This is a genomic window from Clostridium thailandense, from assembly GCF_019207025.1.
Classification (GTDB): Bacteria; Bacillota; Clostridia; order Clostridiales; family Clostridiaceae; genus Clostridium_AM; species Clostridium_AM thailandense.
Genome location: NZ_JAEEGC010000053.1, coordinates 37,121 through 54,232 on the forward strand (window position 1 = coordinate 37,121; position 17,112 = coordinate 54,232).

Consider the following 17,112-nt stretch of genomic DNA (forward strand, 5'->3'; position numbering starts at 1 on the left):
GTGAACCTGCTGTAATTAAATATTCAATACCTCAATCAATTTATCTTTAAGCTTCTTTTCTTCCTCACTTCCATTAGTGGGTAATCTTAATATTGGTATATTATATTTCGCTAAAATTCTATCTTTCATCTTATCTCGTTCTAATTGCTCTGGATTATTTAAATGAAAGGCATATCCATCTACTTCTACTACTAAAACAGGCATTTTGTCTATTTTTCGAAATATGAAAAAGTCAGTATGAGTTAATGGACTTGTTACATATTTTAATTCTTTTTCATCTAATTTCGAAGTATCACGAATAAGCATATTAAGTTGGTAATGTAAAACCTTACCTAATGACTTGAATTCTTCATAAGCTAATACTTTTTCTATTAACGAATTCATTAAATTTTCAGAATTATATTTAGAAACTTTTTTATTCTTTTTAATAAACTCCAGCAATTGTTCAGAATATGAACTATATAGCAAGTCAAATATAGAATATATACTGCTATTTATGATTTCCAGGTTGTTATATTGTATATATCTGATTAAATCTCCAATATTACTGCTATTCAGCAATTCTTCATTGTCAGAAACAACGATAATTAATTTGTTCTCCGCTCTTGATATAGCTACATTTAAAAGATTAGCATTATCCATAAAATCATTTGCTTCATTTGAAACCGTTGAAAGGATAATAATTTTCTTTTCTCTTCCTTGATATTTATGTACTGTATCAATTTCGATATTTTCATTACTAATTACATCTTTTAATTCCTTTATCTGATTTCTATAAGGTGACGCTATTCCTACAGATTTATTTCCTTTTAATTTTGGGATTATTTCTTTTAATATTACATCTATCTGCCTCTGATTATAATGGTTTCTTTCATGATTACCTTTTACTGTCTTATACACTTCTAAAGGTTTATCACAGGAACTTTCATCCGTTAAAATAATCAGTTGATTATCATAAAACTTTTTATTACAAAAATCTATTATTTTAGGATGACACCTATAATGCTCCCTAAGTAATGTCTTTGGTACCTCACTATACAGCATGCTTATTGAAGCTAACAGACTATTCTCTGAATATTTATAGCCTTCATTTAACTTATATCTCTCATAAATACTGTTACTAATATCTTTATTCTCTTTAGTAACTACATTAGGTAATTGTTTTAAATCTCCTACAATAACAACATTTTTAGCACAAGAAAAAGCCAAAGCTCCAGTAACTATATCAACCTGAGAAGCTTCGTCTATGATAACATAGTCAAACAAATAATTCTTACTTGCACATTTTCTTAAAGAATGAGTTGTACTAAGTATTATAGGATATTCGTTAATGAAATCACCAAAATTCTTCCACAATACATTTTCATCAAAAATCGTTCTATTTTTGCTTTTATTAAATCTTTTATATAATGTATGCTTTAACAAAGCCATAGAGTTTTCACTGAATTTTTTCATTTCACCATCAAAACTATATTTATCTAAGACTCTTTCTAAGGTTTGAATTTCTTTATTTAATTCTTCCAATTTTAATTTATAGTACAATTCTTTAAGATATTTTTCTATGATTTCTGGGGAATTATTATAAAACCTAAAATTCCAAATCCTATGAGTAAATAAAAATTTAACCTTATATATGAGTTTTATGTACTGATGCTTTTCTAAAATCATATTATATTGAAATAATAATGATATTATTTTTTCTGAACTCAATCTTAGCAGCGAACGTGATAATTGAATTTTGTCATCATTACTGTAGATTTTAAAATATTCTTCTTCAGTAATTAAATTTGATTTTTCGATTTTTAAAGCAGCTAATTTATTCTTTTTCTCTAGCATTTCTTCCAACATTTTTTGAGAATTCATCAAATCCGCTTTTATTTTTTCTAAATTTTCGTTATCTAATCTATAATTGCCCATATTAGGATATTGATTATTTTGAGATTGAAAAAAACTTTTTCTATTCTCATTATTACCTAAATATGCTGCTATAAAGTCAACATTATATTTCTTAAGTTTTTCAAAAACATTCAAAGTAGCAGAATTATTATTTGAAACAACTGCCACAGTTTTGTTATCTATAATAGCATTTGCAATAATGTTTAGTATAGTCTGAGTTTTGCCAGTTCCTGGTGGCCCTTCAATAATACTAATTTGATTACTCAAAGCTTTTTCTGCAGCTTCCTTTTGACTTATATTAAATCCGAAAGGAAATATTATTTGTTTATTATTTTTTAAATGTCTTATTGTTTTTTGGTTTAAATAGTTAGCTAAAACACTACTTGGACTAATGGCAGTCATAGCCTCAAACTGTTTGCTAATAAAATCATTATCGTTTTCAAAATCGATATTACTTGCAAGCTCCTTTAGGTATGTAAAACAATTCTTAGAGGTTGAATTTTTTAAAGCATTCTTTTCTATAGTTAACTCTGATATATGATATAACTTATGATATCCAGTTTTAAATATTAATCTAATATAATTATGCTCTTGGAATTTAATAATCTTAATTATCCCTAATATTGGAATTTTATCTTCGTAGACAATAACTGCTTGTGTATCAATTTCTATAAAATTGGTACTCCATACAACATTGTAATTGCTATATGTATAAGTTTTATTATTTTTAAAAGTAATGCAACACTTTTGATTAGACCTTTTACAATATGTAACCTCTTCTGTTTTATCTTCATTCTTTATAAGAATAAGGTTCTTTTCAATATTCAAAATTACTACCTCTCATTTTTGTCGTTCTATATGTTATTCATATTAATAACTTATTTGACATAAAATTTCAAATGATACTACCATTTTATTACACATAAATTATTTTTTACAGTAAAAAAATAGAAATAAGGTTTAAACTCTAAAAACCTTATTTCCAATTCATTTTTAAAATTGTTATCCTTACTTAATGCATTAAATACAAATTACAATCAGTTTCTGTTACCGCTCTTGAGATAATAATTAATATTTGCTGCTCAAGCTACGCCAAATATTTACAAATTTCGAGTGGTGCCTGACACCCTAGCGAGGACATGCTTGCTGTCTGAGCTTGCTTCTTCCTACCACCAAATTCTATGGTACGAATAAAGTCACCCATACTATTAATTTCAATATCCCCATAAAGATTTTTACATTCGATAACAAAACAAATCTTCTTTGTAAACACAAGATAATCTATCTGGGCGCTCAAATCTCCATCCTTAAGATAGATATCATGCAAAATATACATAGGCATATGACTATTCTTTAATTCAAATGTAATACTCTTTTCTCCTGCAATTCCATATTCAAGACATTTTATATCTTGTTTTATTATATTTTTTCCTTCTGCATTAAGTAATGGTTCTAATGCTTTAAGCTTTTCTAATTGTACTTCTGCATCACTGCCTTCCTTAAGAAAAACCGGTTCTTTCATTCTATTAAATAAGCCCATTCGACTGCTCACCTCACGTATGATATAAGCAAATTGTACCATATTTCGTAAATATTTTACATATTTATTTTGTTTTTAAGTATTTATCACGCAAAAACTTCCAGTTTCTGCAAAGGGGGTCTAACCCCATTGCGAAAGATTTATCTTGAGCTTGCTAATGCTCCTTTCCGCTTCTGCCCATATCAGCTTCAGCTTTATTCGGTTGCGCTTCCGTTAAGTATAGTATATATAGTATTTTCAGGAATGTCTAAGTAGCTTTTCAGTAGTAGAATTACTAATATCGCTTCTGTTTTTTCTGTTTTCGACCCAATATTATTCTTGATAGCTATTTTCATTAGTATTATAATTACTAATGAATAAGTATTTTAGAAATGGGGGTACTATGGATAACAATTTTGAGCCAAAAACAGTCGGGGAACGAATAAAATATCTTCGTGAAAAAAAGGGTGAATCGCAAGAAAAGCTTGGAGAAGCAATCGGTCTTTCACAAAATTCTATTTCAAAAATAGAAAAAGGCGAAACCCAGCTTACTCTTGAAAATCAATGTAGTATTGCTGAACACTTCAATGTGTCGCATGACTATATTTGCACAGGAAAAGATAACGACTCTATTCTCGCATTGCTAGAAAAATATATTTTTCTGAAATATATTCATTATTCTAGCGGAAATGAAAATATTGATTATCCTGTCCTTAGCATAGACAAAGTATATTTTGATTATCTTGTCAGAACTGCCAAGGCAAAAAGCGACCGCTATATGCCTGAAGATGTTCGCGAGCTATGGATAGAAAGAGAAATCAAGAATTTCTATGATAGCAATAAAGAAAATACTTTTTCAGAATCTGAAACTGTCGTTCCTTTGCCACAGCAACTTATCTATCCAGATGAACAAAAGGACGACTGGAAGCAATCTGATTTGTTAAGAGAAATAAATAAGCAGTTACTAGACAGTTCTGCGAAAGATACCGATAAAGGAGAATAATGAAATGCCAAAGAAAATTGACCAAATATTAAAACCAGAAGAGGCTTCTCATATAGCACAGTTCACTCAAGAAGATAAAGACTGGATAAATAGTCACATTCATGATAGAGCTGACGGTGAACCAGGAGTTGAATGTGTTGTACGTGGAAAAAATGACGATGGTGACTATTTCAAGCTGACACCAGAAGAAATTGTTCGTCAGTATTATGCATATAAGCTTATGGAAATCTACGGATATTCTAAAGAACAGATAGGTTTTGAACTTCCAGCTGTCTATGCTGGCAAGGAAGTTATAAAAGATAAACGTATAGATATTGCCGTTTTTAACAAAGATGATAAATCAAAAATTGATATGATCATCGAAGTAAAACGTCCAGAAATTAAAGATGAGAATAATGCCGCTGACGGTGAATCATCTACTCCATTTCAGCAGATGCAGTCTTACTGTCGATTAAAGCAACCTCAAATAGGTGTTATCGCAAATGGCGATAATCTTCTAAAATTTTACGAAGCTCCAGCTTTTGACGAAGCTCTTGTTATTGATAAATTTCCTAGTAATGGCGAAGATATTGAGGAATGGAAAAATAATCGTAGATTTACATTAAAGCAACTAATTCAAGAGGACAGACTTCAAACCGAAACATTAAAAGACATTATTCTTAATGTTGAGCAGAGGTTCAGTGCAAATGATTCTAGTGATAAGGCCTTTGAAGAAATCTTCAAGCTCATTTTTATAAAACTTTATGATGAGGTCTTATCAAGCCAGGATGCTGATGAAATTGCAATTTTAATGAAACATGGTACAGCATTTAAAGATATAGATGATTCCGGGTTTAGAGTAATGAAATTCAGAATTAAAGAATCTGACTCCTTGGATGATATATTCCGCAATATGAGTGATTTATTCGATGAAGCCAAAAATAAGTGGCCTGGTGTGTTTGTAGCTGAGGATGTTTTAGATATGCAGGCAGCAACAGTAAAATCTTGCGTTAAAGAACTGCAAAATGTAAAACTTTTTAATTCAAATCTCGAAGTAGTAGATGATGCATTTGAGCATCTTGTAAATCAGAATCAAAAAGAAGGTATGGGACAATACTTTACACCTCGATATGTCATCGATATGTGTGTAAAAATGCTCAACCCAAAGCCGAATGAAAAAATGATTGATACCGCAGCCGGAAGCTGTGGCTTCCCTATGCATGCCATTTTTCATGTATGGAAACAACTTAATCCTGAAGCTTTCAATCTCTTCACAACAAGAGCAAGAAAGCCTGAAGAACTTGCTTATGTAAAAAATAATGTGTTTGGAATTGATTTTAGCGAAAAATCTGTTCGTGTTGGAAGAATGCTCAATATTATCGCTGGGGATGGACATACTAATGTTATATACCTTAATTCTCTTGATTATCCTAACTGGAAGAAGAACTTTCTTAATGTAGATAAATGGCAAGGAAAATATCATGATGGTTTTGCAAAACTCGCTAACCTAAGTGCTGCACCATCAGCCCATTCAGACAAGAAAAAATATGAGGCATTTAATTTTGACATATTGATGGCAAATCCGCCTTTTGCAGGTAACCTTGATAATTCTGAACAACTTGAAATTTATGACCTCGGCTATAATGCAAAAGGAAAACTTCAAAATAAAATTGGAAGGGATATCCTATTTATTGAACGAAATCTTAAATTTCTTAAACCTGGTGGACGTATGGCAGTAGTATTGCCACAAGGACGATTTAACAATTCAGGAGACAAACTAATCCGTGATTATATTGCGGAGAGATGCCGTATTCTAGCAGTTGTTGGTTTACATGGGAACGTTTTTAAACCTCATACTGGAACAAAGACCAGTGTACTTTTTGTACAGAAATGGACCGATGAAAACTGTGGCTTCCCTAATATTTGTCCTAAGCCTACCCCTGATGAGAATGGAAACATCGATTATCCAATCTTCTTTGCTACTATGCAGGAGCCAAGCAAAGATAATTCTGGCGACAAAATATATGTAACTGAAGATTATATCACATGGAACAGTTATCGATATATTACAGAAACTCATTATGTCAGAAAAGCCGACAAGCAAGAAGTTACTGAAGAAGAATACAATAATGCTGCAAAGAAATCAGATTATAGCGTCAAAGTAAGTACGCGAAAGGAAGTTGAAGAGCATCATACCGCAAATGGTTCTGCTGATTTTGTAAAGGATTTATTTATTACCGAGTATGGCGATTTAGATTCACATAGAAAGTGGATTCTAAAAAATGTTTACTTTGTACTAAAAAACAAGAAGAAAGATTCTAGTACCTACGATGAATCCCTAACAATTGAAGAATACCTCAAGCTACCAGAAGGTGACCAAGCTCATTACAAAGAAGTTAATATTCTTGGAGCAAATCCTCACAGCCTCATTTCTCTTGACGAGTATAAAGCTCTTGATACGACAGTGCAGAAATATTATCTCGTCGCAGAAGAAGTATCAGAGAGGACAGAACGTGTCAAAGATACTCACGGTCATATATTTGTAAAACATGACCTGTTTAACCACGATCCTGCCCTTGTTAATTCTAATCCTAACAATATATACAGCCAGGATGGTATTGCAGAGGCCTTTATTGAATTTGCTAAAAAGGAAGGTTTAAGTTTTTTTCAATAAGCCCATCCACTGAACCTTTCAATGAAGCTAAATATAAGGCTTTGACGGATGGGCTCGAATGCAGTGAAGTTTTATTATCTAAATTAGAACGAACTAATAGGCTTGATGCAGAATTTTATAAAAAGAAGTCTCTCGATATTTCTAAAATTTTAAGTGATCTTTCTGCAAAGCCGATTACAGAATATATGGAAATATCTGATGGTAATCATATGAGTATTAGTGAGCACTTTGTTGAAGAAGGCATTCCTTATTACAGAGGCCAAGATATTTATAATCTTTTTATCGAAAATGCTACTCCTATATGCATAGACAAAGATACCTTTGATAAATCATTAATGCATCGTTCTCATTTAAAAAAAGGCGATGTACTTATGTCTATAGTTGGCGCAATCGTAGGCAATAGTTCTATCGTATGTTCTAATGCAAGTGCTACTTGTAGCTGTAAATTAGCAATCATGCGAAGTGATTCCGATAAATTAATGCCTGAAACTTTATTGATATATATAAAAACAAAATATGGTCAAGACCAGATTCAGAAGTTTAAGCGTGGTGCAGCGCAAACAGGTCTGATACTTGAAGATTTTGATCAGATATATATTCCGCCTTTTTCTAATAGCTTTCAAAAAACACTTCAGGATGCTATTTATGGAATAAAAAATCTTACAGAACTTTCAATCTCCAAGAACAGACATGCAGAAAATTTATTAATTAAAGAAATTGGAATAAATAGTTCTATTCTCACAAACGGCGGTATTACTATTAAATCATTTTCCGAAAGCTTTGGAAATACTGGCAGACTTGATGCAGAGTATTATCAACCTAAGTATGAAGAAATTAATAATATTTTTAAAGACATAAATACAACAACTATATCGAACGACTTTTGGATTCTAAATAATACCTATAATAATTATTCAGAAGACGGAACAATTGGAGTAATTAAAACAAAGCAATTACGTGTAACAGGAATACAAACGGATGATGTTGAAAGTTATATTGATGAAAAAGACTTAGATAATAATTCACTAGTCTCTATCAATAACAGGGATGTTTTGTTTGCATCTATGGGAGTTGGTTCCCTAGGTAGAACATGTATATTTTTGAATAAATCTACCCAAAAGTACATAACAGATTCTACGCTAAAAATTTTTAGAGCAAAGCCTGATTCAAACATAAAACCTGAAACACTTGCAGTTTTTCTCCAATCCAAAATAGGACAAGAACTCATTTATAGATATGTAGTTGGAAGCACAGGTATTATTAATATATATAGTGAAGATATCGACAAAATACCAATTCCAGTAATTTCAGATTCAGTCCAGAGTTCAATAGAAGAACTCGTAAATAAATCTTTTACATTAAAAGAAAAATCACAACATCTTCTTAAATGTGCTATAAAAGCTGTTGAGATTGCTATTGAACAGAATGAAACCACAGCCATTTCTTGGCTACAAAGCAAAATCAATGACCTCACAAAAGAAGATTAATACAAAAATAGGGCTTCCGGTTGGAAGTCCTATTTTTAATCATTTTACAAATATTAAACTTTAATTTGTAAACATATATTCTCATCTAGTTTATGTTCCCGCCTGTCTACTACACCATTTACTACACCAAATCTTTAAAAATTTACACCATTTTATGATAAGTTACGATAATTTTTGATTTTAACAAAATCGCCTCAAAATATGATAACCCCTAACATTTCAAGTGTTTCAAAAAATTACTTATCATCCACTACTTGAAAAATATGTAATTTCAATTATTTATTTCTATTTTTAGTGTATTATTTCATATTTATTTGTAGCAAAACAAATTGTTAACAATTTGTTTGCGTCCCCCGGGGATATTTATAAGCATAGCGAATTTGCTATTCTAAATTTACTTCCCATATATTGTGAATCTTAGTGACGATGAAACACAATTTTTAAAATTTACTAATCATAAATAATTTTCTCCAAATCATTTACAGTATTTTTATAACTGTCCAACCTTACAGTTTTTACTTCAATAAATTTATTATCGTCATTTATTAGCTTCCAACTAGGATACTCTTTTTCTTCTCCTAATGAAGGATATAATAATATGACTTTCTTCACTTGTTTATAAGCATTAGCATACGCATACATCTGATAGATATCGCTAACTTGGTATGAACTTTTTGAATTATATTCTACTGCTTTCCATTTTGTATCTATAATCATAAAAGGAATATTATTATCTTCTATAACAATATCAGGTTTTAAATTAAAGCTTTTTTTATTATTTTTTGTGTCTATCAATAAATAGTTTCTTTTATCTTGAGTTATGGCTTTCTTATTATTCTTACAGCATAACATTTGTACTATCTTTCCTATATACTTCTCAAACAAATCGTTCATTTCAAATAGCATAGAAAAGCCATTTTTACTTCCCGAACTATTTTCATTAGCTAAATTTAATAAAATAAACTTAGCTAATTGCAACACATTTGAAAATCTCTTATTCTGATTGTTAAGCTTTATATTATTTATTATTTCATTACTCTTACTTTCATTACTTACATTACCTAGTATACTTAATGACTTCTTAGTCTTATTTTTAAGCTTAATATCTTGAACTTTATTTAATATCTTTATACAAGCTAGTTTAAAAGTCTGATTCAATAAGTTATCATCACTGTATTCATCATAGCTACAGAAAATTTTTCCCTTTTTAAAGTTATTTTTTTTAATATGCTTATTAAACATTATCTTGCCTCTAACTACTTTTATGTTTTCTTCTTTATTGATGTAATCATGAAAATTTCCTTTATTGAGTTCTTTAATTAAAGAATCTAGATATTTATTTGCTATTAACTCTATTAAATTACATTTTTCTATATTAGAGTCTATAGAGTTGTCTATACTTAGTTCAATGTCACTGCATTTTGATAGCATATCTAATAAGATCTTTTTATCTTGCTTTTCATCATTACTTAATGATATCTTAGGTATAATTTCTATTGTAAAGTTGTTTATACTTATAATTCCTACATAATTTATAAATCTAAACTTGTTATGTTTTATATCTAAAGCATTTTTGTTTGCAGGTATAGTTTTTTCTAAATATTCTTGTAAATCTCTTAATTCATCTAAGCTTATCTTCTTTTGCCCATGTCCGATATAAATATATTCAAAAGCTTCCTTTACACATATGTATTTATTCATAGATTTTTCTCAACTCTACCGCTGTTATTTCATCTTTAATATAATATCTATTCTGTGTATTAAATCCGTACTCAGCGTTATTTTTAAATAAGTACTCGGGATTAAGTTCCTCTTTGTATATTATATAATCACCATCTTTAGAACTTCCTACCCCACCTAAGATTAAACCAATTTTATCCCATTCCTCATAGAAATATTCCTGCAACAATGGAATTATTTTATATAAAATAACCCGAGCTATGTCATCTAAACAACTACACCCTATAAAATACGCATGTCCTATCATATGGTCTCTATCATACAAATACTCTATTCTATCATTAATTTTCTTAAGTAGTTCACATAAATCTATCCCATCTACTACTGATAATATATTTTCATCTGGCATAATTTCTCTAAACCTAAACCTTCTCCTTAGAGCAATATCAATAGGTGCTATTGATTTATCAGAAGAATTCATAGTGCCAATAAAATGTAAATTAGGAGGCAATGTGAAATCTTCCTTAGAATATGGCAGTTTTAAAACAACTTCATTTTCACTTCCTAGTCTCTTATCTTCCTCTAATAATGTGAATGCCTCACCAAATATTTTTGATATATTCCCTCTATTTATCTCATCTATAACTAAAACATATTGATCGCAATTTAAAAAATCAAACTTACTACTATCATTAATATATCTTAATACAAGTTCCTTTTTCTGCTCATTAGATATATTATTTTTAGCTTCACAACTTAATTCTTCTATTAAATCCGCCTTCAATTCATAAGTCAAACCTTCAAACATTGCATCTATAGCAATTTGCTTTAATAAACCATCTTCTAAAGTAAAATTCCCTTCATCATTTGGTCTTAAACCTTCAATAAATTCTTCATATCCATAAGATTGATGAAATGTACAAAATCTTACTTTATTATCAACTTGCAACCTTCTTAATTCATTATGTAATTCTTTTCTATTTTCTTTAAGTTTTTCATATTTAGATATAGAAATAATTTTTAAAACTTCATTGTCTATATTATATGTTTTTCCCGTTCCTGGTGGACCATAAAATATTATATTTTTATGAGTTCTTATGTTCTTATTTATTAAATCTTCACCATATTCATACTCATATATATCTATGAGTGCACTATATTCATAGTTATTACATTTACTAGATATTAAATCTAATACTATCCTCTTGTCATTATCCAGATAAACCTCCTTTACTTTACATATTACTCTTCTACATTCAAATTTATCTCTTTTAGATATAAACTCACCAAGTAAAAAATCTCCCTTTGAAAAATTCTTTACTTCTTCGAGAACCTCATTATTTCCATATTTTAATTTATTTAGATTAATTATTATTTCATTACTATCATTTTCTTGAATATTTTCTAAACCAAAGTACTTCATTCTAATAAAGAAGTTGTTATATTGATCACTTAACTTTTCAAAGTCCTTTAAATACTTAAAATCTTTCATATCATTAATCTTATTTATCTTATAACAATCCACTATATCACATTTCTCAAATAATCTAGTTCTTCGCTCTATAATATTAATTGGTAATATATGTCCTTTTCCCTGCTCAAACTTATATATATTTTTCAAATCATCCTTAATCTGTCCAATAACACAATTATTTTCTCGATAAATTTTAGTTCCTTCTTCAGCAACTCTATTTAAATTCCATGCAACATAGTCGTTTTTAGACATTTTAATAAAATTATCTAAATCTAATTTAAATTTATGGCTTATATCTTTTCTACTATCTATATATTCACTTAAATCAAAATCCGATCCTAATCCCATTACAATTTTACCTTCATCAAAATATTTCTTATAACCACATGTATAATCCTCTGTAGTTATAATCCAACATTTTTTGTCTTTTAATATTGTATAATCTAGCATACTTCTCTCCTATCTAATACCTTATAGTTAAACAATAATAACTTTACTAAATAAAAAAATATATTTTTTTATTTACTTTCATACTAATTTTAAAATTTTACTGTATAAACACATTAAATCATTTATTCAAAATAGCATAATACTATTCTTTTGATAAAATTATTTTCCTTTTAGCATGTTCAAATTTAAGATGCAATTTATAAGTTTTTCTTTATTAATTTTATTTTTACTATTGTAAACTTCTTTTACTTTATAACTTTTCATTTTCTTCCAGTCATTAATCAAAATTTTTTTGCATTAAAATCATGTTTATCTTTGTATGTATTACTTACCTAATCCTAAACTAAATGTATATCTGTTCATTTCTTCGGCTTTAAATTGAATTGCGTTATATTTTTTAACACATTGAATAATCTCTTCTTCCAACCTACTACAAAACTTTCTCAAAACTATCCAAATAAGATTCCCCAATAATCTCCCCCAAAAACTCCTCCATCAACCTACTAGCACTCGGCAAAAAAGGTATCCCCCCAATCCTCACCTTCTCAATACTCCTATACAACGGATGCTCACAATACTCCTCTTCATCCCCATAAGGAAAAAGCACAAAAGCCCCCAGTATACTTCTGTCAAACCTTCCATTCTCCTTATTTTCACACACAATAGCATCCCTATACTTATGCATAGTATTAATATCCTCTTCCTTAGGCCCTGGAGTTTTATACTTTTGATACTCACTGCCTTCTATAGGTCTATCAATCTTATACTTAGCATCAAATATGTAATTATAAGTCACCTCTCCACCAATCTTATCTATCGCTAAAACGTTATCAGGCTTTTGTCCTACAGTTTCTGAATGCATCTTTAAATTATAAGAAAGCACAAATCTTTCACCATTTACAGGATTTTCGTAAACGACTCTGGATTCCTTACCTTTTTTCAGAGCCACAAAAACCCCATTATTCTTTACTTTTACTGTATCATTGGATATTAAGGTGTAATTTTTTCTAAGTATCTCATTTATCTTTATAAAGCACCAATACTCATACAACAAAGGCAAATCCTTTATATTCAGCTTAAATAATTCTCCTTTTAAGGTTAGCCCCTTTTGCAGCATCAAATAGTATTTATAAACATCCTTATAACCTAAAGCCATTTTAAATACCATAGATGAATTTTCCCTAAACTCATATTCCCCTACATCCTTTAGAAAGGTAGATATTAGATATCTGTTTATATCTTTTATAAAACTTTCTAACTGCACTACAAATAAGTCATCTATACCTCTTTCAAGCATCAAATATCTTTTTCTAAGCTCCTTCAGCTTAAATAAAATACCTTTAACAATGAACTTTAAAAACCTATTTTCATTAGTATCAACGGTTGCTCTCTTGTTAATCTGCAGTGCTTCCACAGGAAGCAGCTTGTTTCCTTTTTTAATAAGCTTTTCCGGCTTTTTCTCCAGCCACTTTATTGTTTCGTTAGTTACATTTTTTATCTTATGATAAGGTGCTATCTGCCTTTCATTAACAAGAGAATGGTGTGGCATTGCGACTATAATATTTAACGCTCTTTTAAGTTTTTCAAAGATATAGCTTAAAATATTGTAATATTCGCTTAAAGTAGTGCCATTACTTTTGATTAGTCCACCTATGGAATAAGTCCTTTTAAGAAAATCAAAGGCTAAATTATAAATCTCTTTATTTACATCATTTAAAAGGTTTATATAATCTTTTCTATAATCTATTTTTGTAGGAAATACTTCCACTGTTATAATAATGTGTTCTCTGCCATTAACCTTTATTACTAAATCTGATAAGCCTATGTCTCCTTTAAAACTTACAATACCGCTTAAGCTGCCGCTCCTGTTTTTAGTTATCTTATTTCTTATATCCTTGTTTTCATGGTAAAAGCCTAGTTCTATTTCCTTATCTTTTTTCTCTACGATTAATTCATATTTTTCATATTCAAAGAAATAGGCTTTTTCCGTATCAATTATTAAATTAATATCTTCTTCTTCATAAGCTATTTTAAAGCCTTTGCTGTCTGTGTCCTCATCTTTTATTTCTGAGTTCCTGTTTTTACCCTTTATAGTGAAGTATATTTTATCCGTTTCCAAACATAAAAGCTCTTCTTTTCCTCTACCAGAAGGTTGTAAATCCATCTTTATTAAACCTCCACAACATCTTTAATATTTTTTCAGAGGAAATTGGATATTTGCATTTACTCTTTTCTTCACTACCTTCTTCAGTTTTTTTCTTATCTTCTTCTAAATACCTGCCCATTTTCTTTAAAATATCTTCATCTATATAGTCAGAAGCAAAGATACTTTTATCTATTTTGGAGCAGTATATAAATAGTTGTATCAAAGATTTTTCTATTTCTTCGCTGCTGCCTCCAATTCTAGGCAATATCTTTTGTTTTATTGCATAATCTAAAGCATTATCTAATTCCATAATTTCTTCATGTACCGCATATATAGCATAGAAAACCACTTCATCTCTAACTCTATAAGCAAACTGCATATCACATTTTCCTAAAATTTTATTTATTTCTTTAAGTTCTTCTATTACATATTTAGCTGTGCTCTTCTTTTCTTTGCACTGAGCCATTTTTGTATATTCTGAAAGCAAAAGAATATTTGAATAAATCTTAGGAGGTAATTCCTCTTCCTCTACATCAAAGTTATAGTCTAAATTAACTTCATTAAATTCTATGGTATTTGCTCTGTCCAATACCTTCTTACTAAAAGGAAAAGTTGTTTCATCCATATTTACTGTACCAATTATATATAAATTTTCTGGTATATATAAATCTCCAAAGCTTTTTATAGCTTCTAAGTCTCCACCAAAAAGCTCACTTCTTATAAGCTTGTCTGTCTTTACCTCTTCATCTTTTTTATCTCTTGTTTCCATTATGGATAATATATCACTAAAGTAATATTCCACTCTAGCTAAATTCATTTCATCCAGACAAACAAAATAAGGTATTTCCTTGTGCTTTACAGCTTCTTTAATTATATTAGTAAGTATTCCAGGCTGAAACTTACTCTCTATATTTCTATATCCTATTAACTCCGATGCATCAGACCAATCCGGTCTTACTGGTATTAAATTATAGGTTCCATCTTCTCTAATAGCGCCTATAGCTTCTGCAAACAACTCCACTAGTTTACTTTTTCCAGTTCCAGAAATTCCATATAAAATAACAAAGGGCTTAGTTTTTAAAGATAAATATAAGTTTTTTATCATATCAATACTGTATTCATATCCCTTTGCTACTATGTATTTATAAATATAGTCAACTATATCCTTGCTTTCAAAATCTGCTTCTTCTAGTCTTGAAAGCTTATTTGATATTGCACTTTCTAATATATCAGTTTCCTCAGTCTTTACTGCTGCAATTTCTTCTATGACCTCTGAAGATTTTGGAGAACTGAATCCTAATATATTTTTAATAATCTCCTCTGCATTGTTAAAACCTTTTTCTGTTAACTCACTAAAGGCTTTTATAGATTTTGCTACATTAGATTTTTGTTCTATTTTTGTATCAAAGTCTTCAATGTATAGAGGATGGCTTAATATGTTAGTCCAGTTAACTCCTATCCTTTGTCTAAAGCTTCTAGTACCATCTTCTTTATCTATATCCACGCCATCATAAACAAATTTATTTTTATCTTCTTCTATGTAATATTCTTTAATTACCTCTCCCACTGCAACTATTTGTTTGGGTGGAGCATAAGCTAAGATTTTGTCACCTATTTTAATTTCATTAGCTGTCTTCAAGGTTTGATTTATAACATTTGTCTTATCTAAATTAGGTATATAACTTACAGCTGCACATTCATTTTCTAAACAACACTGCCATACTTTTAGGTTTTTAGGACTGATATTATAAAGATAATGTTGTTTTGAACTCTTATCTCCTCCAAGACCTTTTTCTAAATAATATCTGTTAAGCTTATATTTCAGTATATCAATAAGCTCTTCTTTATCTTCCTCAGTAAGTTCCTTCCATAACTCTTTGTTAAAGCTTAAATATTCAACTTCTTCTACATACTCTTTTAGTATATAGCCATTTCTGCTTATAACCTCATAAGAATTTCCATTCATTGTATCTCTTATTATCTTTAAACTTAAGCTATCTATATTCCTTTGAATTTCCGAATCATCAGTTTCTACTGGAAATCCTTGTTTATTTCTTTTAATGTACATATCTTTTATATAAGAACAAACATCCTCATATACAGCTTTGCCTTCAAAGTCTGAAAGTTCTAGTAATGCTATTAGCAAAACTATTTTATAAGACTTTTGATAGTTTCTATTTATACTTTCTTCTCTAGTTCCAATGTATTCAAAAAAATCCTCTTTTAATGACTTATTATTCTCTTCTAAGGGTTCATTTACTACATTTTCTTCTTCATGAAATTCGTAGTTATCATCAATAATCAACTCAACCCTAAAAGTATTTAATTTATCTGTTCTATAAAATTCTATATACTCTTGTGGCTTTTCTACATTCGAATCTTCGTTGTATTTAAATATGTATTTATAACTTTTCGGTAGTTTTTCTATTATATAATTCTTAATTTCTTTTCTAAAAAGTAATTGATATGTATCATCTCTTGTTTCAGATTTTGCATTTCTAAACAATGCTTTAAACTCTTTTCCATCAACATATATAGAAACTACTTCACTTTCATCTCTTTCCAAATACTGTCTATCTATAGCATTTAAATACTTGTATGCTTCTCCCTTTGGTATAGTTACGCCATACTTAAAAGTTGATTTATCTACCAACTTTCTGCCTAATATATTTTCTCCATTAATATCTATCCATCCACCTGATCTGCCTTCCATAATTTCACCTGCTTGTAAAATATATTAATTATGTTTATATTAATTACTTCTTTGACATAAAATTTCAAATTATACCACTATTGTATAATAT

10 protein-coding genes are annotated in these 17,112 nt (G+C 29.3%); 4 read left to right on the forward strand and 6 right to left on the reverse strand.

From position 1 onward, the window contains the following. Window positions 1-15: 15 nt before the first annotated feature. On the reverse strand, window positions 16-2,724 hold the full coding sequence (locus I6U48_RS12600) for an AAA domain-containing protein (protein ID WP_218320818.1): 2,709 nt from the start codon (window positions 2,722-2,724) through the stop codon (window positions 16-18). Between the two features lie 259 nt (window positions 2,725-2,983). After that, window positions 2,984-3,436, reverse strand: coding sequence for a nuclease-related domain-containing protein (locus tag I6U48_RS12605; RefSeq protein ID WP_246615320.1), 453 nt, complete (start codon window positions 3,434-3,436; stop codon window positions 2,984-2,986). Between the two features lie 129 nt (window positions 3,437-3,565). Between I6U48_RS12605 and I6U48_RS30100 the strand changes: the two genes are divergently transcribed. The 4 genes from I6U48_RS30100 to I6U48_RS12620 all read left to right on the forward strand — a co-directional run bounded on the left by I6U48_RS30100 (window position 3,566) and on the right by I6U48_RS12620 (window position 8,558). Further along, the gene (locus I6U48_RS30100; RefSeq protein ID WP_281421818.1) at window positions 3,566-3,691 is read left to right on the forward strand and encodes a hypothetical protein; all 126 of its coding nucleotides are present in this window, start codon (window positions 3,566-3,568) and stop codon (window positions 3,689-3,691) included. 127 nt (window positions 3,692-3,818) lie between these two features. Continuing rightward, window positions 3,819-4,418, forward strand: coding sequence for a helix-turn-helix domain-containing protein (locus I6U48_RS12610; RefSeq protein ID WP_218320819.1), 600 nt, complete (start codon window positions 3,819-3,821; stop codon window positions 4,416-4,418). A gap of 4 nt (window positions 4,419-4,422) precedes the next feature. Next, window positions 4,423-7,071 (forward strand): N-6 DNA methylase, encoded by a 2,649-nt coding sequence (locus I6U48_RS12615; RefSeq protein ID WP_218320820.1) that lies wholly within the window; start codon window positions 4,423-4,425, stop codon window positions 7,069-7,071. A gap of 41 nt (window positions 7,072-7,112) precedes the next feature. Next, a complete protein-coding gene (locus I6U48_RS12620) occupies window positions 7,113-8,558 on the forward strand; it encodes a restriction endonuclease subunit S domain-containing protein (RefSeq protein WP_218320821.1) in 1,446 nt (481 codons plus the stop codon). Between the two features lie 450 nt (window positions 8,559-9,008). Here I6U48_RS12620 and I6U48_RS12625 read toward each other — a convergent pair whose 3' ends face one another. From I6U48_RS12625 to I6U48_RS12640, 4 genes are all read right to left on the reverse strand, one after another. Continuing rightward, window positions 9,009-10,259 carry an McrC family protein gene (locus tag I6U48_RS12625; RefSeq protein WP_218320822.1) on the reverse strand — a complete coding sequence of 417 codons (1,251 nt, stop codon included), beginning with the start codon at window positions 10,257-10,259 and terminating at the stop codon, window positions 9,009-9,011. Then, window positions 10,252-12,162, reverse strand: a complete 1,911-nt coding sequence (locus I6U48_RS12630) for an McrB family protein (RefSeq protein ID WP_218320823.1) — start codon at window positions 12,160-12,162, stop codon at window positions 10,252-10,254. The genes I6U48_RS12625 and I6U48_RS12630 overlap by 8 nt, the downstream gene beginning before the upstream one ends. A gap of 430 nt (window positions 12,163-12,592) precedes the next feature. Then, window positions 12,593-14,326 (reverse strand): restriction endonuclease-like protein, encoded by a 1,734-nt coding sequence (locus I6U48_RS12635; protein ID WP_218320824.1) that lies wholly within the window; start codon window positions 14,324-14,326, stop codon window positions 12,593-12,595. Further along, window positions 14,304-17,021: an McrB family protein gene (locus tag I6U48_RS12640; RefSeq protein WP_218320825.1), complete on the reverse strand. Its 2,718-nt coding sequence runs from the start codon at window positions 17,019-17,021 to the stop codon at window positions 14,304-14,306. The genes I6U48_RS12635 and I6U48_RS12640 overlap by 23 nt, the downstream gene beginning before the upstream one ends. Window positions 17,022-17,112 lie beyond the last annotated feature (91 nt).

Coding starts and splice junctions, on each gene's coding strand:
- I6U48_RS12605 (WP_246615320.1), bottom strand. CDS start 3,436: ATGGGCTTATTTAATAGAATGAAAGAACCGGTTTTTCTTAAGGAAGGC.
- I6U48_RS12610 (WP_218320819.1), top strand. CDS start 3,819: ATGGATAACAATTTTGAGCCAAAAACAGTCGGGGAACGAATAAAATAT.
- I6U48_RS12615 (WP_218320820.1), top strand. CDS start 4,423: ATGCCAAAGAAAATTGACCAAATATTAAAACCAGAAGAGGCTTCTCAT.
- I6U48_RS12625 (WP_218320822.1), bottom strand. CDS start 10,259: ATGAATAAATACATATGTGTAAAGGAAGCTTTTGAATATATTTATATC.
- I6U48_RS12630 (WP_218320823.1), bottom strand. CDS start 12,162: ATGCTAGATTATACAATATTAAAAGACAAAAAATGTTGGATTATAACT.
- I6U48_RS12635 (WP_218320824.1), bottom strand. CDS start 14,326: ATGGATTTACAACCTTCTGGTAGAGGAAAAGAAGAGCTTTTATGTTTG.
- I6U48_RS12640 (WP_218320825.1), bottom strand. CDS start 17,021: ATGGAAGGCAGATCAGGTGGATGGATAGATATTAATGGAGAAAATATA.